The sequence below is a fragment of the Paenibacillus thalictri genome, from assembly GCF_004307995.1.
Lineage (GTDB): Bacteria > Bacillota > Bacilli > Paenibacillales > NBRC-103111 > Paenibacillus_AF > Paenibacillus_AF thalictri.
This window is the reverse complement of sequence record NZ_SIRE01000032.1, coordinates 1-22,021: the sequence shown is the minus strand read 5'-3', so window position 1 is coordinate 22,021 and position 22,021 is coordinate 1. Positions and strand designations below refer to the sequence as shown.

13 protein-coding genes are annotated in these 22,021 nt (G+C 56.0%); 11 read left to right on the top strand and 2 right to left on the bottom strand.

The annotated features are described in order from the left end of the window. Window position 1 precedes the first annotated feature (1 nt). From EYB31_RS33305 to EYB31_RS33290, 4 genes are all read left to right on the top strand, one after another. Window positions 2-4,177, top strand: a complete 4,176-nt coding sequence (locus EYB31_RS33305; RefSeq protein ID WP_131017975.1) for a UvrD-helicase domain-containing protein — start codon at window positions 2-4, stop codon at window positions 4,175-4,177. Between the two features lie 187 nt (window positions 4,178-4,364). Beyond that, window positions 4,365-5,552, top strand: coding sequence for an exonuclease SbcCD subunit D (locus EYB31_RS33300; protein WP_131017904.1), 1,188 nt, complete (start codon window positions 4,365-4,367; stop codon window positions 5,550-5,552). Continuing rightward, window positions 5,549-8,992, top strand: coding sequence for an AAA family ATPase (locus EYB31_RS33295; RefSeq protein ID WP_131017903.1), 3,444 nt, complete (start codon window positions 5,549-5,551; stop codon window positions 8,990-8,992). The genes EYB31_RS33300 and EYB31_RS33295 overlap by 4 nt, the downstream gene beginning before the upstream one ends. A 412-nt stretch (window positions 8,993-9,404) precedes the next feature. Next, window positions 9,405-11,744, top strand: coding sequence for a stalk domain-containing protein (locus tag EYB31_RS33290; protein ID WP_131017902.1), 2,340 nt, complete (start codon window positions 9,405-9,407; stop codon window positions 11,742-11,744). 2 nt (window positions 11,745-11,746) lie between these two features. On the opposite strand, the gene EYB31_RS33285 is transcribed toward EYB31_RS33290, so the two are convergent. After that, window positions 11,747-13,678: an FAD-dependent oxidoreductase gene (locus EYB31_RS33285; protein ID WP_240763139.1), complete on the bottom strand. Its 1,932-nt coding sequence runs from the start codon at window positions 13,676-13,678 to the stop codon at window positions 11,747-11,749. 203 nt (window positions 13,679-13,881) lie between these two features. Here EYB31_RS33285 and EYB31_RS33280 point away from each other — a divergent pair, with 203 nt between their 5' ends. The 6 genes from EYB31_RS33280 (at window position 13,882) to EYB31_RS33255 (ending at window position 18,275) form a co-directional block, all read left to right on the top strand. Beyond that, entirely contained in the window at window positions 13,882-14,226 is a 345-nt protein-coding gene (locus tag EYB31_RS33280; protein ID WP_131017900.1) for a histidine triad nucleotide-binding protein, read from the top strand. 113 nt (window positions 14,227-14,339) lie between these two features. Next, window positions 14,340-14,513 carry a 30S ribosomal protein S21 gene (rpsU, locus tag EYB31_RS33275; protein WP_010491812.1) on the top strand — a complete coding sequence of 58 codons (174 nt, stop codon included), beginning with the start codon at window positions 14,340-14,342 and terminating at the stop codon, window positions 14,511-14,513. 16 nt (window positions 14,514-14,529) lie between these two features. After that, window positions 14,530-14,973 (top strand): GatB/YqeY domain-containing protein, encoded by a 444-nt coding sequence (locus tag EYB31_RS33270; protein ID WP_131017899.1) that lies wholly within the window; start codon window positions 14,530-14,532, stop codon window positions 14,971-14,973. Between the two features lie 133 nt (window positions 14,974-15,106). Then, window positions 15,107-16,537, top strand: coding sequence for an NfeD family protein (locus tag EYB31_RS33265; RefSeq protein ID WP_240763138.1), 1,431 nt, complete (start codon window positions 15,107-15,109; stop codon window positions 16,535-16,537). Between the two features lie 92 nt (window positions 16,538-16,629). After that, on the top strand, window positions 16,630-17,619 hold the full coding sequence (gene floA / locus EYB31_RS33260) for a flotillin-like protein FloA (RefSeq protein ID WP_131017898.1): 990 nt from the start codon (window positions 16,630-16,632) through the stop codon (window positions 17,617-17,619). A 53-nt stretch (window positions 17,620-17,672) separates the two neighbouring features. Then, a complete protein-coding gene (locus tag EYB31_RS33255) occupies window positions 17,673-18,275 on the top strand; it encodes a hypothetical protein (RefSeq protein WP_131017897.1) in 603 nt (200 codons plus the stop codon). 335 nt (window positions 18,276-18,610) lie between these two features. Here the strand turns inward: EYB31_RS33255 and EYB31_RS33250 are convergent, their stop codons facing one another. Continuing rightward, a complete protein-coding gene (locus EYB31_RS33250; RefSeq protein WP_165452748.1) occupies window positions 18,611-19,009 on the bottom strand; it encodes a hypothetical protein in 399 nt (132 codons plus the stop codon). A 200-nt stretch (window positions 19,010-19,209) separates the two neighbouring features. Here EYB31_RS33250 and EYB31_RS33245 point away from each other — a divergent pair. Further along, window positions 19,210-22,021, top strand: a 2,812-nt coding sequence (locus EYB31_RS33245; RefSeq protein WP_131017895.1) for an S-layer homology domain-containing protein, incomplete at its 3' end; no start/stop codon positions are given.

Sequence of the window (22,021 nt, the reverse complement as noted above, 5' to 3'; positions counted from 1 at the left end):
CATGAAAGTGCCAAAACCCGCAGACAGCAAATGGACAGATGACCAATGGGACGCCATTACGCTGAAGGGCCGAAATTTATTGGTCGCGGCTGCGGCCGGATCGGGAAAAACCGCCGTGCTGGTGGAACGCATCATCCGGCGTATATCCGATGAGGAACAGCCTGTCGACGTCGACAGGCTGCTGGTCGCCACGTTTACGAAGGCCGCTGCGGCCGAAATGAGGCAACGTATCCGCGAAGCGCTGGAGAAAACGCTGGCAAGCCGGCCGGAATCGGAGCATTTGCGCCGCCAGCTTGCCTTGATGGGACGAGCTTCCATCACCACGCTGCATTCCTTCTGCCTTGACGTTATTCGGCGGCACTACCAGCTGATCCGGCTTGACCCCGGCTTTCGGATCGCCAATGAAACGGAAAGCGAGCTGCTGCGCCAGGACGTGCTGGATGAGCTGCTCGAGGAATGGTACGGCAGCAGCGGGGAAGACAGCCACTTCTGGCGGCTGGTCGATTCATTCTCCGGGGAACGCAGCGACGAACCGCTGTATCGGTTGATTCAGCGGCTTTATGATTTCTCCCGCAGCCATCCATGGCCCGACCGCTGGCTGAAGGAAACGTCAGCGCTTTTTGGCGGCGAACTCGGGGGAACCGATCCTTGGAAGATAAGCTTGCTGGCGGGTGTGCGGCTGGAGTTGGCCGGGGCAGCGGACTTGCTGGGCCAAGCCATGGAATTGGCCGGGCTTCCGGGAGGACCGGCTCCTTATTTGGACAACCTGCGAGAGGATCAGGCGGTACTGGCCCGCTTAACGGACGGATGCAATGAATCTTGGGAGCATGCGTACCGCGCTTTTCAAGACTGTTCCTTCGGGAAGCTGAAGGCGGTGCGGGGAGATGCCTGCGACAAATCGCTGCAGGAGCAGGTAAAAGAGCTGAGAAACCGTGTAAAAGAGCAGGTTTCAGGCATACAGGAGGAGTTGTTCGGACGCAGCCCGCAGCAGTTTGCTGAGGAAATGCAAACCATTGCGCCGCTAATGGAAGTACTGACCGATATCGTCTGCGAATTTGCCGAACGGTACAGGAAGGCTAAGGCGGATAAAAGTCTTGTCGATTTTGCCGACTTGGAACATTATTGCTTGCAGATCTTGTGCGGCGTGCACTCCGCTCCGGACCATCTGATTCCTTCGCCGGCGGCGCTGGATTACCGCGAGCAATTCGAGGAAGTGCTGCTCGACGAATACCAGGATACGAACAGGGTGCAGGAGGCGATTGTGGAGCTGATCTCGCGCCCCGCTCCGGGCAACCGGTTTATGGTCGGCGACGTCAAGCAAAGCATCTACCGGTTCCGGCTCGCCGAACCGGGGCTTTTTCTGGAGAAATACAAGTCGTATGACGATGGCGGCGCGGGACTGGGACAGCGCATCGATTTGGCGCGCAATTTCCGCAGCCGGCGCGAGGTTGTCGACGCGGTGAACTATATTTTCCGGCAGCTGATGAACGAGACCGTCGGTGAGATCAACTACGACAACAAAGCGGAGCTTGTCCACGGGGCGAAGTACTACCCGGATCCTGCGGGTGCGGCGAACGACTGCGCCGTTGAGCTGCTGTTGATCGACCGTTCGGCAGACGCCGAAACGGGTTCCGACTATGCGGAGGCGGCCGATGAATCGGCGCAAGACAATGAAGCCGATGCGGCGGGTACGGCGGCAGACGCCGACCCGCTGGAAGGGCAGGAACTGGATACGGCGCAGCTGGAGGCCAGAGTTATAGCTTCCCATATTCGCAGGCTGCTGAGCCAAGACGGCAGCGGCGAGCCGGCATTTGAGGTATTCGACACGCGGCTGCAGGGGATGCGTCCGGCTACTTACCGGGATATCGTGATCTTGCTGCGCGCTACGCAGGCTTGGTCGCCGATTTTTATCGAGGAGCTGCGCTTGCAGGGGATTCCCGCTTATGCCGAGCTGAATACAGGATATTTTTCGGCGGTCGAAGTGGAAGTGGCGATGTCGCTGCTGAAGGTGATCGACAACCCGTATCAAGACATTCCGCTGGCTTCGGTATTGCGTTCAGCGATCGTCGGGCTTTCCGCGGAGGAGCTGGCGCAAATCCGTATCGGCGGCAAAGGCATGCCGTTTTACGAAGCCGTCAAACGGGCGGCGGCCCGAGGAGCGGCGGAAGGATTCGAACAAGAGGATTCTGAACAAGATCGCTCTGTACAAGATGACTCTGTACAAGATGGACCCGAAGAAGACGGAACAGGAGTGCCGGCCTACGGTTCCGATGGGAAGATCGGAAATAACTTGCACGTTGGGACCGGCGCGGACAATGGAGCCGAAGGAAACACCACACAAAGCGGGAACCAAACGGACGACAAAGACAGCGAGGGCGGTTCCACGGCCGTTCCTTATGGCGCATTACGCCACAAACTCAGGCGGTTTCTCGCCCGTCTTGACGAATGGAGGACCTTCGCGCGAAGCGGCGCGCTCTCCGATTTGCTCTGGACCATTTACCGGGAGACCGGTTACTACGATTTTGTCGGAGCGATGCCGGGCGGAGTTCAGCGGCAAGCGAACTTGCGGGCGCTATACGACCGGGCCAGGCAATATGAAGCAACTTCGCTGCGGGGATTGTTCCGTTTCTTACGGTTCATTGAGCGGATGAAAGAAACGGGCGGCGATCTTGGCACCGCGCGGGCGCTTGGCGAGCAAGAAGACGTTGTCCGGATCATGTCGATACATAAGAGCAAAGGGCTGGAATTCCCCGTCGTCTTTGTAGCCGGGCTGGCTAAAATGTTCAATCAGATGGATTTAAACGACAGCTTTTTGCTGCATAAAGAGCTTGGCTTTGGCCCCCGCTTTGCCGATACGGAGCTGCGTGTCGGGTATCCGACGCTTCCGGCGCTGGCGATTCGCCGCCGGCTGCGGCTGGAGACGCTGGCGGAGGAAATGCGCGTGTTATATGTCGCGTTGACCCGGCCAAGGGAGAAGTTATTCCTGCTTGGCACCGTAAAAGGCTTGGACAAACGGCTGCAGCTGTGGGGGAGGATGCTCGAGCGCACAGAACAGGCGCTGCCTGACTTCTTGCTGGCGCAGGCCAAAAGCTACCTCGATTGGATTGGTCCTGCGGCAATCCGCCATCCTCACGGCCGGGCGCTGCGCGAGCGAGCGGGCGTGCAATACCGCGCGCAGCCGTTTTTGCTTGATGAAGCTTCGCGGTGGCAGGTTCGGATCGTCTCGCCGGAGCCTTATTCCTACCTGGAGGAGGCGGCGCCGGCTGTACTGCCGGATGAAGCACGATTAGCGCTGCTGCAGCGTCTGGAGACCGTTCCGGCAGCAGGCGGATGGGGACAAGAAGCGGAACGCCGGTTATCGTGGTCTTATGCATACGAAGGAGCCCATACGTTATTTTCCAAAACGTCAGTGACGGAGCTGAAGCGAATCGGGGATTACAACGGGCTTTTACAGGAAGAAGGCGATGCCGCCTTGCAGATGGCTTTTGCGGAAGAGGTTGCACAGGCAAATGCCGCAGATCAGAGGGGGCTAACGGGAGACAAGGCGCCGGAAGGTCTCCGGCTTGAGATGGCCCGTGGCGAAGGTCGGAACGGCGGCACATCCGAATACCGCCCGGCGATCGTCCGCCGGCCGCGTTTTTTGGAGCAGAAGCGAATGAACGCCGCTGAACGCGGCACCTTGTATCATGCCGTCATGCAGCATATTCCGCTGACGGAGGAGCCGGACGAAGCGGCGATTCGTAAGACATTGCTTGGCATGACCGAACGCCAGCTGATTACGATGGAGCAAAGCAAAGAGATCGACCCGGGAGTCATCGCCGCTTTTTTTCGCAGCGAGATTGGGCAAAGATTGCTTGCTTCGCCGCATGTCCGCAGGGAAATTCCGTTCAGCTACGGCTTGGCCGCAGATGAGGTTTACGCGTATGCGGACGAAACGACCGGCAAAGAAACGATACTGATCCAAGGCGTTATCGACTGTTTGTTCGAAGAGCCGGAGGGGATCGTGCTGATCGATTTTAAAACCGACACGATGCACGGAACGACCGTTCAAACGGTGAGAGAACGTTACCGTCTGCAGCTTCATTTGTATGCGAGAGCGATAGAGCATATTTGGAAGCGGCCGGTGGTCGGCAAATATTTGTATTTGTTCGACGGGTCGCAACTGGTGGACATGTGATATGTCTGCGGCGGCTGCCGACAAGCCGGCTGTACTTTCAACGCGCAAGAACCCCGAGCGCCCGTCCTTGCGGCGCATGTCGGCGCTCGAACTCCAACTGTGCGGTAAGTGGTACGGGCTCATTTTTCACGCGAAAATCAGGCAGGATCGAAGCGCATAGGAACGATAATTGATCGGAGGAACACAAATGCGTATTTTACATACGGCGGACTGGCATTTCGGGCGAACGTTGGAAGGGCGGAGCCGTTTGCCCGAGCAGGAGGCGTTTGTGGACGAACTAGCGGCGATCGTCCGCGATCAGCGGATTGACCTCGTTCTTGTCGCCGGCGACGTTTACGATTCGGTTAATCCACCCGCCGCAGCGGAACAGCTGTTTTACGACAGCCTGGCGCGTCTTTCGGACGGCGGGCAACGTCCGATTGCCGTAATCGCCGGCAATCACGATCATCCCGACCGGCTGGCGGCTGCGGCTCCGCTGGCGTCCGGGCACGGGGTTACGCTGATTGGCCTGCCGACGGCCGATTTGCTTGATATCGGCATTAAACGCACAGGGGAGCTGGCGCGACTGTTTGCGCTGCCGTACCCTTCTGAATCGCGGCTGCGCGAGCTATTGTCGGACAGTACGGAAGAAGAAGCGCTGCGCAGCGCTTATTCCGACCGGGTGAAGCACATTGTGGCGCAGCAGGCCAAACGATTTGGCCCGGATACGGTGAATCTCATCATGAGCCACTTGTACGTGCTGGGCGGCGCGGAATCCGATTCCGAGCGGCCGATTCAAGTGGGCGGCGCTTACACAGTGGATACATCGGCATTATGCGCCGGGGCGCAATATGTGGCGTTGGGTCATCTTCACCGGGCGCAGACGATGAAGGCGCCGGACATTCTCCGCTACAGCGGTTCGCCGTTGGCGTACAGCTTTTCCGAGGCGGGACAGGCCAAGTCGGTTACGGTGCTGGATGTCGAGCCGGGCAAACCGGCCCGTCTGGAAGAGGTGCTGCTGTCATGCGGCAAACCGGTTGTCGTGTGGCGGGCCAAGGAGGGACTGGCCGAAGTGCACCGCTGGCTGGACGAAGGCCGGGATGCCGGGGCGTGGATCGATTTGGAGGTGCATGTGTCCGAAGCGCTGGGCATGGAGCAAATTCAACGGCTGCGCCAAGCGCATGAAGGGCTGCTGAATATCAGGCCGGTTTACCCGGAAATGGAAATTGCGGCGGCGCAGGCCGGCGCGGTGAGCAGCTTGCCTTTGGACGAGCTGTTCCGGCGATTTTACAGGAGGCAGACAGGCGGAGCGGAACCGGAGCCGGAATTGACCCGCATGTTTCTGGAGCTGCTGGAACAAGAACCGGCTGCCGCAGCGGAGGGGGATAAACGATGAAACCCATTCATTTGCAAATTGCCGGCCTGCAGAGCTACCGCGAGACGCAGCAGATCGATTTTACCGCGCTTTGCGGAGCGGGAGTGTTTGGCATATTCGGCCCGACGGGCAGCGGCAAATCGTCGATCCTCGACGCGATGACGCTGGCTTTGTTTGGCAGTGTCGAACGTGCCGCCGGGGGCACGCAGGGCATTATGAACCAAGCGGAAAACGTGTTGTCCGTTTCGTTTACGTTTCAGCTGCAAAACGCAGCCGGTGTTCAAACTTACCGGGTGGACCGGCAGTTCAAGCGAAGCGGCGAAACGTCGGTCAACAATACGCTAAGCCGCATCGTGCAGATGGAAGCGCAAGGCCCGGTCGTGCTGGCCGACAAAGCCAAGGACGTCACCGCGCAGGTACAGAACATTTTGGGTTTGTCGATGCAGGATTTTACCCGGGCCGTCGTGCTGCCACAAGGAAAGTTTGCGGAATTCCTCACTTTGACGGGGAAAGACCGCCGGATGATGCTGCAGAGGTTGTTCCATCTGGAGAATTATGGAGACCAGCTGTCCGCCAAAGTCGCATCGATGTATAAAGAGAAAGATGTTGCCGTGAAAGAAATCGCGGCAGAGCAGCTTGGTCTGGGCGATGCTTCCGAAGAAGCGCTGGCCTCGGCAAAAGCGCGGTGGCGCGCCGCGGAAGGCGGGGCGGAGGAAGTGCGCGTCCGGCTGGCCGCGCAGGAAAAGCACGTTGAGCAGTCGAAGCAGCTGAAGTTGTGGCAGGAAGAAAGCGAAGAAACGTTGAAACGTCTTACCGACGCCGATGCAAAAACACCGCAGGTGGAAGAGCTGAAGCGGCGTTTGGCGTTCGCCGAACGTGCCGAGAAAGCCCGGCCGTATTTGGAGCAGCAGGAATATGCTGAGCGCCAAGTGGCTGAACGCGGCGAAGCGCTGAGGCGGGAGACGGAGGCGGAAGCGGCTGCGCAGAACGTTTTTGCCCATGCGCAAAGCGGACAGTTGGCAGCCGACCAGTCATTAGCCGAACATGAAGCGCCGCTTTCGGTGAAAATCAGCCGCTTGGAGCAGGCGCTGCAGCTGGAACAGGAACTGGAAGCCGATGTATTGGCCGAACGGCAGCATGAGGAGCAGGCGCTTGCGCAGGAAACGGAGCTGCAGACGGCAAAAGGCTCGCTTCTTAAGGAAACCGAGCTGCGCGACAAAGCGGTGGTTCGCCAAGCCGAGCTGAAAGACCAGCTGAAGCAGGCGGAAGTGACCGCCGATGTCAGGCAATCCGCCCAAGAGGCGGTGCAGCAGCAGCGGGAGCTGACCCGGCTGGAGCAAGAGCTGACCGCCCAGGATGCGGAGCTGGCCCGGCAAAAAGACCAGCTTGAAGCGAACGAAGTTTGTTCGCGGCAGCTGCGGGAGGAACGGTCCGGTCTTCAGGAGCGGCTTGCGGATTGGCAGGCGTCCTGCACGGAAGCCGCTGTGCAAGCGCAGCGGCTGATCTCCGGGCTGGACGGCCTGCTTGCGGCCGCTCCCGCGCTCGCCGAGCAGCTGCGCGAAGCGGACCGCGCCGCTTCGCTGCACCGGATGGCGGCCGAGCTGGCCCGCGGGCTGCAGCACGGCGAGCCGTGCCCGGTGTGCGGCGCGTGCGAGCACCCGCTGCCCGCAGCGCTGCCAGCCGCCCCGGCGGCCGCCGAAGCGCACGAGCCGCTGCGCGAGCTCGATGCGCTGCAGGCGCAGGCCCGCGGGGCGCTCGCCGGCGCGCAGCAGCTGCGCTATCGCCTGAGCGGCCTGCTGCAGCAAGCAGCCGCAGCGGGCGCGCCGGCGCCCGGCGCCAGCGGCGCGGCCGCCGGCCTTGCGGCGCAGCTGGATGCCGCGCAGCGCGAGGCCGCTCCGGCGGCGGAAGGCGACGGCGTCAGCGTCGGCGCTTTCCGCCGGCAGCTGCAGGAGGCGGAAGACGCCGCCTCCGCATTGTCTGCGCAGGCGGCCGGCCTGGAGCCGGGCCTGCACGGTTTGCTGCGCGAAGCGGCGCAGCTGGACGGCGCGCTCCGCGACTTGCAAGCGGCCGCGCAGCCGCTGGCCGCCTTCGCCGAGGGCGCGGCGCAGAAGCGCGCTGCGCTTGCGGATGCGCTCGCCCAGCGGCGCGACGCCTGGCGCGCGGCGTTCCCGCAGCTGGCGCCGGAGCAGGCCGCGCAGCGGCTTGCGGAGCTGCGCGGCAAAGACGAGCAAGCCGAGGAGCTGCGGCGGCGCATCGACAAAAGCGTGCCGTACATCGAGGAGCGGCTGGCCGCGATCGAGCGGCAGCAGCGCCAGGCGGCCGCGCTGGAGCTGGCGCTGGTCGAGCGCCGCGCGCAGCTGGCCGCCGCGCAGTCGCGGCTGGCCGAGAAGCGGCGGCAACTGGCCGCGCTGACCGGCGGCGAGCGTGCCGCCGCGCAGATCGCCGCGGCCACCGCGCAGCTGGCCGAGCTGCGCTCCGCGGCCGCGGCGGCGAAGCTCGCGCTCGACCGGGCGCGCGAGGCCGCGCAGGCGGCCGCCCGCGTTAAAGCGGCGGCGCAGCAGGCGTGCGCCTCGGCGGAGCAGCTCGCCGCCAAGGCGCAGAGCGAGTGGCGGCAGGCGCTGGCCGCCGCCGGCTTCGCGGGCGCGCAGGAGCTGCGCGAGCGGCTGCTGCCCGCAGCGGACAAAGCCGCATGGGCCGCCGAAGCGGAGGCCCATGACAGCGCGTTGGCGCAGCTAAAGGGCAAGCTGGCCGAGCTGCAAGGCAAGCTGCAGGGCCGGTCCATTGGCGCGGACGAATGGGCAGAGCTCGAAGCGCAGCTGGCCGGGCTAAGAGAGGCCAACGAGCAGGCGCTTCAGCTGAAAGCGAAAGCGGAACGTGACTATGAAGACCTGACGGCCAAACACGGCCGGTGGAATGAGCTTGAGGTGCGGCGTCTCGACTATCAGACGGTGCTGGAGCGGTTGTCCAAGCTGCAGACGGTGCTGCGCGGCAATGCCTTTGTCGAATTTGTTGCGGAAGAGCAGCTGATGCAGGTCAGCCGCGCGGCCTCCGAACGGCTCAGCGTTCTGACACGCGGCAAATACGCGATTGAGGTCGATTCCGGCGGCGGTTTCGTCATTCGCGATAATGCGGGCGGCGGCGTCCGGCGTCCGGTATCCACGTTGTCCGGCGGAGAAACCTTTTTGACTTCGCTTGCGCTTGCGCTTGCCTTGTCGGCGCAAATTCAGCTGAAGGGGCAATATCCGCTTGAATTTTTCTTCTTGGACGAAGGGTTCGGTACACTCGATCAGGAGCTGCTGGAAACGGTCATCGCGGCGCTGGAGAAGCTGCACATGGATAATTTGACTGTTGGCGTCATCAGCCACGTGCCTGAGCTCAAAACACGTCTGCCGCGGCGGCTGATCGTCGATCCGGCAGAGCCGGGCGGGCGGGGCAGCCGGGTGCGTATCGAAACGTTCTAAACAACGCCTCGAGGTATTCTCCTTCCGACCAGGTCTGGGAGACGTTTTTTCACTGTTGATCGGGGGATCGACTCTATACATACAGAACCGGCACCATTTTTGGCTGCCGGTTTTCGTTTTCCTACGCCCCAGGACATGTTTCCCAAAAGCGGATCGTATTCATAGATAAGCGCAGCCTGTTTACCCGCAGTACGTGTCATTTCTGTCGTATCTGCTTCACGCTGATCGTACAATCGGGGCTTCTCGATCCCGGGAAGCAGGTGTGCCATTTTAACGAACTTGCCTTAACACCGCCCCTCAAGTTATTTGATTTTTTCGCCAAATTTAGGTTGTACGCTTTACTTCCCTTGCGCTTTGCCTTACTATCGAAACAAATCATATCATTTGTTGTTATAAAGTGAGGAGTTTTATTATGAAACGTACCGGAATGATGCATAAATGGTTGTCGACCGTCGCCGCTTGCGTGTTGTCGTTTGCCATTGCCGCAGGCGGGATCGGCTTGCCGCAAACCGCTAACGCCGATGCCGTATGGGACCGCTGGCAGGCCGCGGAGAAAGCTGTAAACGCGGGCAATACGGCGGGAGCGATCCCGCATTGGAAGTTTTTGGTCGATTATTACGTCTCGGCGGGGGATTGGGAAAACGCCGCTTTATTTTGCGGCAAGCTGGACTCTTATTACGATCAGGCGGGGCAATATGATGACGCCATCCGCTATTACGAGCTTGAGAACGAATATTGGCTGAAGGCGGGCAAAGATTGGGGTGCGGTCAAAATCCAGCGCGCCGAGCAAATCCGCACAACGGTTGATGCGTACATGTCGGTGACGGACGAAGAGGTGCTGCGGAAGAACGCCGCTCCGGCAAGCGGCAAGCTGGCCAAATTCGAACCGGAATACGGACTTTACATCGGTTTATACTCCGAACAAGACCCTGAGATGCAAAATTATTTTAACCGCGCGGAGAAAGTGTACGGCAAAAAACATGCCATCTATTTAGCGTATTCTCAAGTCGGCAAGGATTTTCCGAAGGCTTACGCGCAGCGGGCCAAAGAGGCGGGCGGAGCGCTGCAGATCGCCTGGGAACCCGGTGACGGCCTGGACAGCGTTCAGGACAACGATTATTTGCATAAATGGGCGCGTGAGGCGAAAGCGTCGGGCATCCCGATTTTCCTCCGTTACGCCAGCGAAATGAACGGTAATTGGGTTGTTTGGCACGGCGATCCGGATAAGTATATCGAGAAGTTCCGGCTTGTCCATGACGTAATGGCCAAGGAAGCGCCAAATGTGGCGATGGTCTGGAGCCCCAACGACGTTCCTGCTCATTCGATGGACCCTTATTATCCAGGCGACGATTACGTCGATTGGGTAGGCGTCAGCCTGTATACCGAACCCTATGAAAACGGCGATCCGAACGCCGACAATATGCAAGCGACAAGCCCCGTTGAGCGGCTAGACGAGCTGTACCGGACCTACGCCGACCGCAAGCCGATTATGATCAGCGAAACGGCCGTGTCGCATTACGCTCACCGCGCCGAAGAATCGTTCACCGATTGGGCGCTGCTCAACATGGACCGGCTGTACAAGGTAATGCCTTTTAAATACCCGCGGCTGAAGGCGATCACCTGGTACAATGTCGATCTCAAAGACAGGGAATCCCGCAACAATTATTTGTTGAGCGCCAATCCGGATATGAAAGCCGCTTACACGCAAATCATTTCCAACCCTTATTATTTGAGTGAAGTGAAGAACGGGGCTAAACCTGCCGGCGATCTTGGGTTTGTGAAAGCGGACGGATCTGTCTCCTTCGCCAAAAAAACGCGAATCAACCCGTTTGTGAAAACGCCCGATGTTTCCATCGGCAAGCTGGAGTACGTGCTTAACGGCGCAACGGTCGCCACTCAGACAACAGCGCCTTATGGCATTGAGCTGAATGCCGGCCAAGTTCCGGACGGCTCTGTGCTTACTTTGAACGTGTACAATAAAGACGGCGAAAAAACGTCCGGCAAATCGTTCCCGCTGTCGTCGCAAGTATCGGTTTCGATCAACGGCAAAGACCAGCGTTACGAGCAGCCTCCGGTTATTATCAACAGCAGCACGCTTGCGCCGCTGCGCGCCATCTTCGAATCGTTCGGCGCATCCGTATCCTGGAATGCGGAGACCAAAACGGCGACGGCCAAAAAAGGGCCGACTACCGTCGTGTTAAGCATCGGCGACGATATCGCCTACAAAAACGGCGCACCCGTTAAATTGGATACGCCCGCTCAACTGGTCAACGGGTATACGATGGCCCCGGCCCGATTTGTCGGCGAAACGTTCGGCGGCACAGTGAACTATGACGGCACTTCCCGTACGGTGCAAATTACGGCCAGCGGCCTTCAAGCCTCGGCCCAGAGCGGAAAGGCCGGAGATACCCTGCGGGCAGCTCAATTTGGGCTGAGCGCCTCCGCGGATCCCGCCGTTTCGGGCGGTCCGGCATCCCCCGCAACGCTTGGAGGCGCCTCGCCAGGCGCATTGCAGCCCGCGTCTTCCGGCAGTGCTTCTCTGGACGCCTCGTTATCCGCATCTTCTGCGTCTTCCGGCGCTGCATTAGCGCCGCATCCAGCGGCAGTTGCTTCCTCTTCGGACGCCGCCGCCGCTTTGCCAGAACAAACAAATAACCCCGGCACGTTTGTGTCCGGGGTCATCTCCACAGCGGCTCAATTTGCCGCCGCATTTTTTAGAACGCTGCAAGCCGTCGTTTCGCTGCCGGCTTAAATTTATCTGGCCAGCGCGGGCTGCGCCGCATCCTCCAATATCAGCTTGGCCGCGCTTCTGCCGCTGGAGAAAGCTCTTTCCGCCAGCTCTCCTTTGCCTACGCAACCGTCTCCGCAAAAATAAAACGGCATATTTTCGATTCTCACCGGAACAAGGTTATTTGTACCGATATTTTTCACGCTTGAAACCATCGCTTTTTTGGATACGCGTTTAACTGTGACATGTTCGCGCCAGGTCGGGTAATAGTGGTCGAACAGTTGCTCCATTTGCGATGTTTTGCTTTCCAGATAAGCTTTGCGCTCCGCTTCGTCCTCGAAATTATCGTTCAAATAAGCGATGCCTTGGAGCAACTGTCCGCCTTCCGGCACAAGCGTATGGTCAGTGGCCGATACGTCGCTGATAAACAGCTTGTTGTCCATGTCGCTAATGTAGCTGAACGGACGGGCCGCCACTTGGTTAAGGCCGATGTCGTACACCATAACTTCGGTTGCGCTGTTGTTTTCGTAAGGGGCGAGAAACGGCTCCCAAGCTGTTCCTTTAAGCAGCTTCACAACCTGCTGCACCGGCATCGCGAAAATAACTTTGTCAAACGCCAGCTCGCGGTTTTTGGTTTTTAAGTAAAACTGCCTGTCGGCATAACGGATGCCGTCGACGCCTTCCTGCAGGGCGATTTCCCAGCGGCCGGCCAGCTCGATCTTTTGCCGCAGCTGGTTGGTAATGACAGCCCAGCTGCCCAAAATATAGTTAACCGGGCGGGCGGACATAAACAGATTGTGGTAATATTCGCTGATTACCGGTCCCGGAACTTTCCGCGCATCTTCCGGAGCGATAAAGAAGTTGGAGCAAACCAGGTGCTCCCAAAGTTCCTTAACATCCTCGTCCGCGCCTGAAGCGGCCAAATAGTCGCCAAGCGTAGCGTAATTTTTGAGGTTATGAATATTGGCGATAATGGCGGAAATTTCGCCGACAAAGCGCATTTTTTGAATCGGACTCAGCAGTTCCGTGCGGATCAGGTTCACAAAATCAAGCGGCGCCGGTGTCAATTGGCCGTTTTTGGCGTACATGACTCTTCTTTTGTCCACTTGTTTGGAGCTGAAGGAAAGACCGAGCTCCCGTTCCATATCGGATATCGTATGGCGGTCGATGCCGTAAATGGCATGCGCGCCGTAGTTTAAAGTAAATCCCGATTTTTCGTAAGTAAAGGCTCTGCCGCCGAGTTGCGGGCTTCTTTCGAAAAGTACGCCTTCCACGCCGGACTGTTCGGATAAGTAGGCTGCCGCGGTTAATCCCGCCAAGCCGCCGCCGATGATAGCCACTTTCATAGATGTCTCCTCCTTGATTCGGGGTTCAAGCGCGATCGGAGGAACCGGCTGGTCGGTTCTGATTCCCGACCACACGCGTGCAAGCTGTTCCCGCACGGTGTGCACCAGGTCTCCTTCTTCGTTCGTGCACCATGTAAGTAGTGTCCCCTTATACGTTGATACTAGCAGCTCCGCTTTGTTTGGATCCGGCAGCCAATGATTCAAGCTCTCGGACAGCAGACGAAAATGTTCTCTTACAGCACAAGGCGACACTGCCGTTTGCAGCGACATCGCCATCAGGCTGCGCATTAGCTTCGGATGTTTATGAATATTGTACGCCAAGTCTAAAAACAACCGGTTAACGTGCCCTTCCAGTGAAGTGACCTTGGAAGGCGGTTCATTCATCCAAGCCCGGATCAATTCATCCTGCCGCCGCGGAACTTCGCGGATGATCTCGTCTTTGCTCTTGAAATAGTGGTAAAAAGTGCCTTTGGACGTATTGGTTGCGGCAATGACGTCGTCCACTGACACTTCTTCAAACCCTTTTTCGCTGAACATCCGCAAGGCAACATCGATCATGTACTGCCTTTTTTTGCGGGTGGAATCCCTCATCAGTTCTGCCAATACAATCACACTCCATGCCGAAGCGTACGTTCGTAACTAGTATATGCCAAAGCGGCGGCGCAGTCCACATAATTATAGACTGAGAGTCTAAAAAAGTTTTGCCGTATTGTCACATAATTTTACAGACTACGGATTTTCTTTTTGCGGAAAAATTAGGTATGATGTAGAAAGACATTTTCTTTTTGCGTGACAGGGAAGGGGGGAGAGAAAATATGGATTGTATCTTTTGTAAAATTGTCGAGGGAACGATTCCTTCCAAGAAACTGTTCGAGAACGAACATGTCATCGCATTTCACGACATTCAACCCGCGGCTCCGGTCCATGCGCTTGTCATTCCGAAGAAACATATCGCTTCGATAAACGATGTGGGGCCGGAAGATTGGGGACTTATGGGCGAAGTGCTGCGTGCCGCTCAGCAGGTAGCGGCTGAAACCGGCATTGCCGAGACCGGGTACAGACTGGTGAATAATTGCGGTTCCGACGGCGGACAAGTTGTGTTCCACCTGCATGTTCACGTGCTTGGAGGGGAAAAATTGGGCCCTCTGAACGGTAAGTAACAGATACTTCATTCCATAGGTTGACACCCACTTTCTTTTTCACATATAATTAAGTTTGAGTGATTTGTTTTTTTATCGTCTTGGACGGTCTGTTTCGGAGGGAGGGAAAACTGGTGTCAGAAACTCGAGTTCGCAAGAATGAAACGATAGATGCTGCACTTCGCCGCTTTAAGCGTTCCATCGCTAAGGATGGCGTTTTAGCAGAAGTTAAAAAGCGGAAGCATTACGAGAAGCCAAGCGTAAAGCGCAAGAAAAAATCCGAGGCTGCTCGCAAGAGAAAGTTCTAGGAGGATTTTAGGTTAAATGAGCTTAAGCGAGAGATTGAACGAAGATATGAAGCAAGCGATGAAGAGTCAAGACAAGTTTAAACTCTCCGTAATCCGTATGGTTCGGGCTTCAATCAAGAATATCGAGATTGACCAGCGCAGAACCTTAGATGACAGCGAAGTGCTTGACGTTCTAAATCGGGAGATCAAACAGCGAAGAGACTCCCTCCATGAATTTGAAAAAGCCGGCCGTTCCGATTTAGCCGATGGGCTTAAAGCAGAGCTTGATATCCTGGCCGTATACATGCCGCAGCAGTTGTCTGAAGAAGAAGTTAAAGCCATTGTACAGCAGACCATCCAAGAAGTGGGTGCTTCTTCTAAAGCGGACATGGGGAAAGTTATGGGCGCTTTAATGCCTAAGGTAAAAGGACGTGCTGACGGCAAGCTGATTAACCAGCTTGTACAGCAAAGCTTATCATAATGCAAAAGAAAGACACTTCCTGTCACGGGAAGTGTTTTTTTATTGCAAAATAACATAATTTGAAACAGTTTTGCCGCAATTTCGTATACACTAATAACGGGAGTAATATGTGCCCGTGCAGTCTCCGCGAAAAATGGCTGTCAAAGCGGCTGCCGACCGTTCTTATGCAGGCAGCGGAAACGGAGGGATAAGCGTGTTTTCATCGTTTACATTTTTTCGGCCTATTCTGGCGTTGTGGCTGTTGATTGGGGCTGTGTTCCCGTTAACTTCGGTTGCCGCCGCGCCGCGGGACATGCCGGTTTCGCCGAATACGGCGGGAAGTGCGCCGGTCGCCGTCATTCCCGTGCATCAATCGATTGAAAGCGGCTTGTACAAGTTTATGCAGCGGGCATTCCGCGAAGCGGAGGAAGCCGGCGCGATGTACATTGTGCTGGATATCAACACACTTGGCGGCAGGGTTGATACGGCGGAGGAAATCGGCGAACTGGTTCGCGGCAGCCAAATCCCGACGGTTGCGTTTGTTCATGGCAAGGCGGTATCGGCCGGCAGTTATATTGCGCTGAACGCTGGTGTCATCATGATGGAGCCGGGCAGCTCTATCGGATCGGCCGCTGTTGTGGACGGAACGGGCCGCGAGGTGGAAAGCGCCAAGGTGGTGTCGCATTGGGCAAGCGAAATGCGTTCCGCGGCGGAGCTGAGACAGCGCGATCCGCGAATCGCGGAAGCGATGGTCGACAAAAATGTCGGAGTATCTTTGCCAGGGCTGAACCGTACCGTTCAGCAAGGGGAATTAGTCAGCTTGACCGCGGAAGAAGCTTATGCAGTCGGTTACGCCGACCGGGTCGCCAAAAACTTGCAAGAGGTCAAACATTTTTTGAACGCGGATCATCATCCTGAGTTGATGATTTCTCCATCACCCGCTGAAACATTGGCCCGTTTTCTCGTGCAACCGTACATCGCAACACTTCTGCTTGTCATCGGCATTGCCGGTGTGGCGATCGAATTGTTCGTGCCGGGATTCGGGCTGCCGGGGATCTTGGGTCTTGTCGGTTTCGGCTTGTATTTCTTCGGACATTACATCGCCGGCTTTGCGGGAGGAGAGGAACTGGCGCTTTTTGCACTCGGCATCGTTTTGCTGATACTGGAATTATTCGTCTCCAGCTTCGGCTTGCTGGGCGTAGCGGGCATACTGTGCTTGTTCGGCAGTGTCGTCATGGCCGCATACAATACGGCTAGCGCTGTAATCTCGCTGGGCATCGCCGCGGCTATCGCGCTGGTGATCATTATCATCGTGGTCAGGTTGTTCAAACACCGCGGAGTGTGGAACAAATTTATTTTGCGGGATGAGCTGCGGACGGAGCAAGGTTATGTGTCCACTCCGTCGAAGATGGGCTTGCTTGGGCAGCCGGGTACGGCGATCACCCCGCTCAGACCGGCCGGAACGGCGTTGTTTCAAGGACAACGGGTGGATGTTGTGACGAATGGAGAATTCATTCCCGCGCAAACGGACATTTATGTGGTCGGCGTGGAAGGAGTTCGCGTTGTTGTTGCGAGAAAGGTGTAAGGAAAGGATGTTTAAGATAAGCCGGTTATAGCGAAACTGGAAACATCCGGCTTGCTTTGTCCGCACTGAACTTATTTTCGGGAGGAATGTGAATGGATCCAATCGTATATTTGCTGCTTATTGCCGTGCTTGTCATTATCGTGTTATGGGTGTTTTTAAGTTTTGTGCCGATTATGTTGTGGGTTTCGGCGCTCGCGTCCGGGGTCCGCATTGGAATTATCACGCTGATTGCAATGAGGCTGCGCCGTGTTATTCCAAGTCGAATCGTTAATCCGATGATTAAGGCTACTAAGGCCGGGATAACGCTTACGATTAATCAATTGGAAAGCCACTTTCTGGCAGGCGGTAACGTGGACCGCGTGGTCAATGCGCTGATCGCCGCGCATCGAGCCAACATTGAACTGCCGTTCGAACGGGCTGCAGCCATCGATCTTGCCGGCCGCGACGTGCTTCAAGCTGTACAAATGAGCGTTAATCCGCGCGTCATTGAGACGCCGACGGTATCCGCCGTAGCCAAAAACGGGATTGAAGTTAAAGTTATCGCCAGAGTTACCGTACGCGCCAATATCGACCGGCTTGTCGGCGGCGCCGGTGAAGAAACGATTATCGCCCGCGTAGGCGAAGGGATCGTTACAACGGTTGGTTCATCCAGCTCGCATAAAGACGTACTGGAAAATCCGGATATGATTTCCCGTACTGTACTTGGAAAAGGACTTGACGCCGGTACGGCATTTGAAATCTTGTCGATCGATATTGCCGACGTGGATGTGGGCAAAAATATCGGCGCCCAGCTGCAAACGGAACAAGCGGAAGCCGATAAACGCATCGCTCAAGCAAAAGCGGAGGAACGCCGCGCTATGGCGGTTGCCCAAGAGCAAGAGATGAAAGCGCGTGTTGTGGAGATGAGGGCGAAGGTGGTCGAATCGGAGTCTCAGGTGCCGCTGGCTATGGCCGATGCATTAAAGGATGGAAAACTCGGAGTTATGGATTACATGAATTACAAAAACATCGATGCGGATACGCAGATGCGTTCTTCGCTCAGCAAAGCGGCCGATCCGAACAAAACGGATAAGGAACAATAAGGAGGTAATGCTCCGGCATTACTCCGATCCCGGCGCGGAAGGAGCGTGAGAACATGAATCTAATTCAATTTTTGCTGCAAAATTGGTATCTCCTGCTGATTATATACGCGATCTATACGGTTTTCCGCAGCAAACGGAAGTCCGGATCCGGGCAGCCGCCGCGAGGCGGGATGCCGCCTTTCGGCGGTGAACCGAAGCCGCGGGTGCCGCTGTCGTCCAAACGGCCGACTGCGGCCGCGGACCGTTCTGCAGAAGCACGCCGTCCGGATGCTGAGCAGGAGCGAACGGAGCGGCCTATGATCCTGCGACAGAACACCGAACGGCCTGCAAACCGCGAGCTGCGTCCAAATGATGCTTCCCGGTCGGAGACACGGCCGATGGTTGCGGGACAACGCCCGTCATCGACAAGGCCATCCGGTGCTTCGGGTACGATTTCGGCCGACTTGACGCAACGTGTTCCGGCTTCGGGCATAACCGACGCGTTTGACGTGCCTGAAAGCCCTTTAGACGGCCCTGCGGTTTCGGCACAGCCTTCCGGTTCCGCCGCGGTTCCGCCGCTTCTAACGCCGAATATGGCGGCCTCACGGCAGATCGAAGGCGTAATGTGGGCGGAGATATTAGGCCCGCCTCGCGCCAAACGCCCTTATCGCAGATAGTCTTTCAGTAGCAAGACATTCGCCATGAAGCATTCTCACCTTTCATTAAGAAAGGCTGAGGATGCTTTTTTTATTCCCTGCGGGAACAATCGCAAAGAAAAGGACTAGCCAATAACAAGGTTACCCTGCAAGAAACAATCGTAAGCAAAAGGACCAGTCAAGTAGCCAAGGTTACCCGCGCTATTCATTAATCTAACTAAAGCACTCGATACGATGAAAGCAAAACTAAGTAGGTGTGGATTCTGCACTGCTGGATATCAAAGCGGTGCATTTTATCTTAAGGTTTTGCTATAGGTTTTTTTACTGGGGTACATCTGCCGCGCGAGGTTGCCGGATTACATCAGCAATTGAGACGCTAAGTTCGGCCAACCCAGCCGCGCGCAGCGCCAGTAGGGTTCATACTTTAAGTTGCAAATGAGCACGACGTAGAGCCAAGGAATGAGCCTGGGGTGGAAAAGCGAAGCGGCCGCGTTTAAAATCATGGCCCGACCCTTTTCGTATTTCATTTCAAGGGCCATGATTTTAATTGGCGGTTGGAACCCCAGGCTCATTCCCATCCAACGCGCCTGAAATATCTTAAAGCACCGAACAGCTATATCGCCCAGCACGCATAAAAACCGTGATGAATTTGGGTCAGTCTGGCGCCCGCCGCAACCAATAACCGCGCGAGGCACCAAGCGATTTTTCGCGGACAAGCACGGCAAATGATCGGCTGCCAATGACATTCCTTCCATGGGAGATTCTTTGCGATGACTCGGCGGATGAAATCATAGTATACTCATTCATGTAGCAAGCGAGACGCGATAGTGATAGACGAGCTGATAGATCCGATGCCCCACCGACAGGTTGACAGGTTGCATCACTCGTACAATTCGTGCTTGCTTTTTGTTTTGCCCAAATCAAAAAAATCCCACTACATGGAGGTACTTCACATATGAAAAAGAGCCTATCTACGATTTTGTCCTTGGCTGTAGCCTTTTCGATGTTTTCTTCGATGGCCCTTGCAGCGGCACCAAAATCGACCGGTGATTTCACGGACTTGAAAGACCTGGACACAGCAACGAAGGCAAAATTCGATACGATGATTTCCGCCGGCATTTTTGACGGTGTGAAAGAAGGCACGTTTGGCCTGACCGACAAAATGAACCGTGCGCAGTTTGCAAAAGTGGCCGCACTGGTGTTTGATTTGCCGGTGGACAACACCTTAAAAACATCCAGCTTCGCTGACGTCAAAGCAACCGACCCGGCTAACGGCTACGCGCTTCCTTACATCGAAGCGATCGTCAAAGCAGGCCTGACGGACGGCGTGGCAGCAGACAAATACGATCCGGCCGGCGAAGTAACCAGAGAACAACTGGCTACCTTCCTGGTTCGCGGTTTAGGACAAGAAGAAGCGGCGAAAAAAGCCGAAGGCGTCAAAGACGACACCGTGTCCGACTGGGCGAAAGGTTACGTAACTGTAGCTTTGCAGGATAAACTGCTGGAAAACGGCAAAGACGGCAAATTCGGCGGCACCACCGCGGCAACACGCGATCTGCTGGTACTTTCTTCATACGAAGCCAAACAGCAATACGTGCCGCATTTTAACGGCCAATACGCGATTGCTTCCTTAAAAGCTACCGACGCCAACCAAATGACCGTGAAATTAAACGGCGCAGTAGAAGATACTTCCCTTGTTCACTTCGACGTTCAAAAGAACGGCGCGGCGGTAAACGGTGGCTACGAAGTGAAATGGGACGACAAAAAAATGACAGCTACCTTGGTGTTCGACAGCAAGTTTGACGACTCGAACTGGACCGTCACACTGAGCGGCCTGAAAAACATCGACGAAGCAAACAAAACAGCTAAAGTAGCAACAAACAAAGAAAAAATCGAAAAAATCGAGTTTTTGACGTCGAGCGACACACTGCCGAACAACCCTGGCAAAAAATTGCGCGTTGACTTCAAAGCGACCAACCAATACGGCGTAAAAACACAAATGCCGGCCAGCGAATTCGACGTGTTCACAAGCAACGGCACGATCACGCCAATCGGCGGCGAACAAGCTTTTTACCTGACGCTTCCTGAAGGACTTGACCGCAACAGCATCATCGCCTTGACGATCATCCATCAAGACAGCAACAAACAAGTGAACAAATCGTTTACGTTGGGCGACAAGAGTATCGTATCCAAAGTGGAAGTCGGCGACCTGTTGAACAGCTCCGGCAACAAAGTGGAGTCGATCGACGCCAACGGTTATGCGTACTTGGATACCAAAGTATATGACCAATACGGCTTGCGTATCGAAAACAAAGACGAGTTAAACCAAGGTGTCACTGTAACCATTCCTGACGGAGACTTGGCCAAAGGCAACGAAGGCGACACCGGCGCTTACGTGGATAACGCAATTGGCGACGACGCAGCGGACTTGAAACTGCGCTCCGTATCGGATAAAGCCAAAGAAATTACGATCAGCGTCTATGCTAACGGCACCGGCGAATCCGTAACGAAAAAAATCGCCATCGGCGCAACTCGTGTGCCAAATACACTTGAATTCGGCGCCTACAACTACAACTTGGCTAAAGGCGACGTACCCACAGGCGACGATGAAGTCGACGGCAAAATGTATGTGCCGATGGTTGTAAAAGACCAAGCGGGCAACGTGCTGACCGGTCAAGACATCTATGACAACAAAGACAAATTTACGATCTTCGCCAGCGGCGGCATCAAGCTCGCTGACCAGCCGATCTCGAACTCCGGCGCGCACAAAGGTATGATTGCGATCCAAAGCGCAGATAACAAAGGCGCCGCATCGATCACCGTGCAACTGAAGGACAACCCATCGGCAAGCACGAAGCTGGACATGAACGTATATGACGAACGCAAAGCCGACGGTATTAAGTTCTCCACAACACCGAAAAAATATATGATCGCCGGCACTGACAATGAAATGAAGCTGAAGGTGTACGACCAATTCGGCAGCGAAATGAAATACGACACCAACGGCCAATTCCTCGTCAGATATTCGCTCACAGCGAACAGCGGCGACGCAGCAAGCTTGGGAGCAACGAGCCTGGCAAGCAAGCAAAGAGTGGACCAAAACGATGCCACATCGGCCCGTAAATACGTGATGCAGCCAAACACGATCGGCACAGCACTCACGAAAGACTTTACACTGGCGAAAAACTCGTCGGATAGCGTAGACAGCATCTTTGACAAATCGTTCAAATTCTACACGACGGATTTGGCTAAATCGGCATCCTACACGTTCAAAGCAACCTTGTACAAACAAGATGCGGCGGGAACAGCTACGATCGCCGATAAGAAATACGTCGAAGTGAACAACCTGTCGACAACGATGGAAGTGCTCGATCCAAACAACGTGAACAACAAGATCACGTATGAAGCGTACTTGGATAAATCCAACAACACCTTGCTGGCCACCGACGATTACTTCAAAGCCGGGGACGCAGCGGGCGGAGCAGCGAAGAACGTGTACGACAACTACAAAGGATTCGCCAAAGAAGTGAAAGTTAAAGCGAAAAACAGCAGCGGCGAAGAAGTAGCGGTACCGTCAAACATCGTGTCCGTCTCTTCGAGCGACACGCAAGCGGCTGACGTAGCGGGCAACTGGGTAGTTGGCGTCAAAGACGGCACATCGAAAATTACAACAGTGTTCATGGACGGCAAACAAAACATGATCAGCAGCTCGCTGGATGTAACGTCGAAAAAAGAAGGACCTGTTGTGAAGAGCATCGCATTGAAAA

Bases quoted from the DNA above. Each gene is read 5' to 3' on its own strand.
- EYB31_RS33305 (WP_131017975.1), top strand. From the start codon at position 2: ATGAAAGTGCCAAAACCCGCAGACAGCAAATGGACAGATGACCAATGG.
- EYB31_RS33300 (WP_131017904.1), top strand. From the start codon at position 4,365: ATGCGTATTTTACATACGGCGGACTGGCATTTCGGGCGAACGTTGGAA.
- EYB31_RS33295 (WP_131017903.1), top strand. From the start codon at position 5,549: ATGAAACCCATTCATTTGCAAATTGCCGGCCTGCAGAGCTACCGCGAG.
- EYB31_RS33290 (WP_131017902.1), top strand. From the start codon at position 9,405: ATGAAACGTACCGGAATGATGCATAAATGGTTGTCGACCGTCGCCGCT.
- EYB31_RS33280 (WP_131017900.1), top strand. From the start codon at position 13,882: ATGGATTGTATCTTTTGTAAAATTGTCGAGGGAACGATTCCTTCCAAG.
- EYB31_RS33270 (WP_131017899.1), top strand. From the start codon at position 14,530: ATGAGCTTAAGCGAGAGATTGAACGAAGATATGAAGCAAGCGATGAAG.
- EYB31_RS33265 (WP_240763138.1), top strand. From the start codon at position 15,107: ATGGCTGTCAAAGCGGCTGCCGACCGTTCTTATGCAGGCAGCGGAAAC.
- floA (WP_131017898.1), top strand. From the start codon at position 16,630: ATGGATCCAATCGTATATTTGCTGCTTATTGCCGTGCTTGTCATTATC.
- EYB31_RS33255 (WP_131017897.1), top strand. From the start codon at position 17,673: ATGAATCTAATTCAATTTTTGCTGCAAAATTGGTATCTCCTGCTGATT.
- EYB31_RS33250 (WP_165452748.1), bottom strand. From the start codon at position 19,009: ATGGAAGGAATGTCATTGGCAGCCGATCATTTGCCGTGCTTGTCCGCG.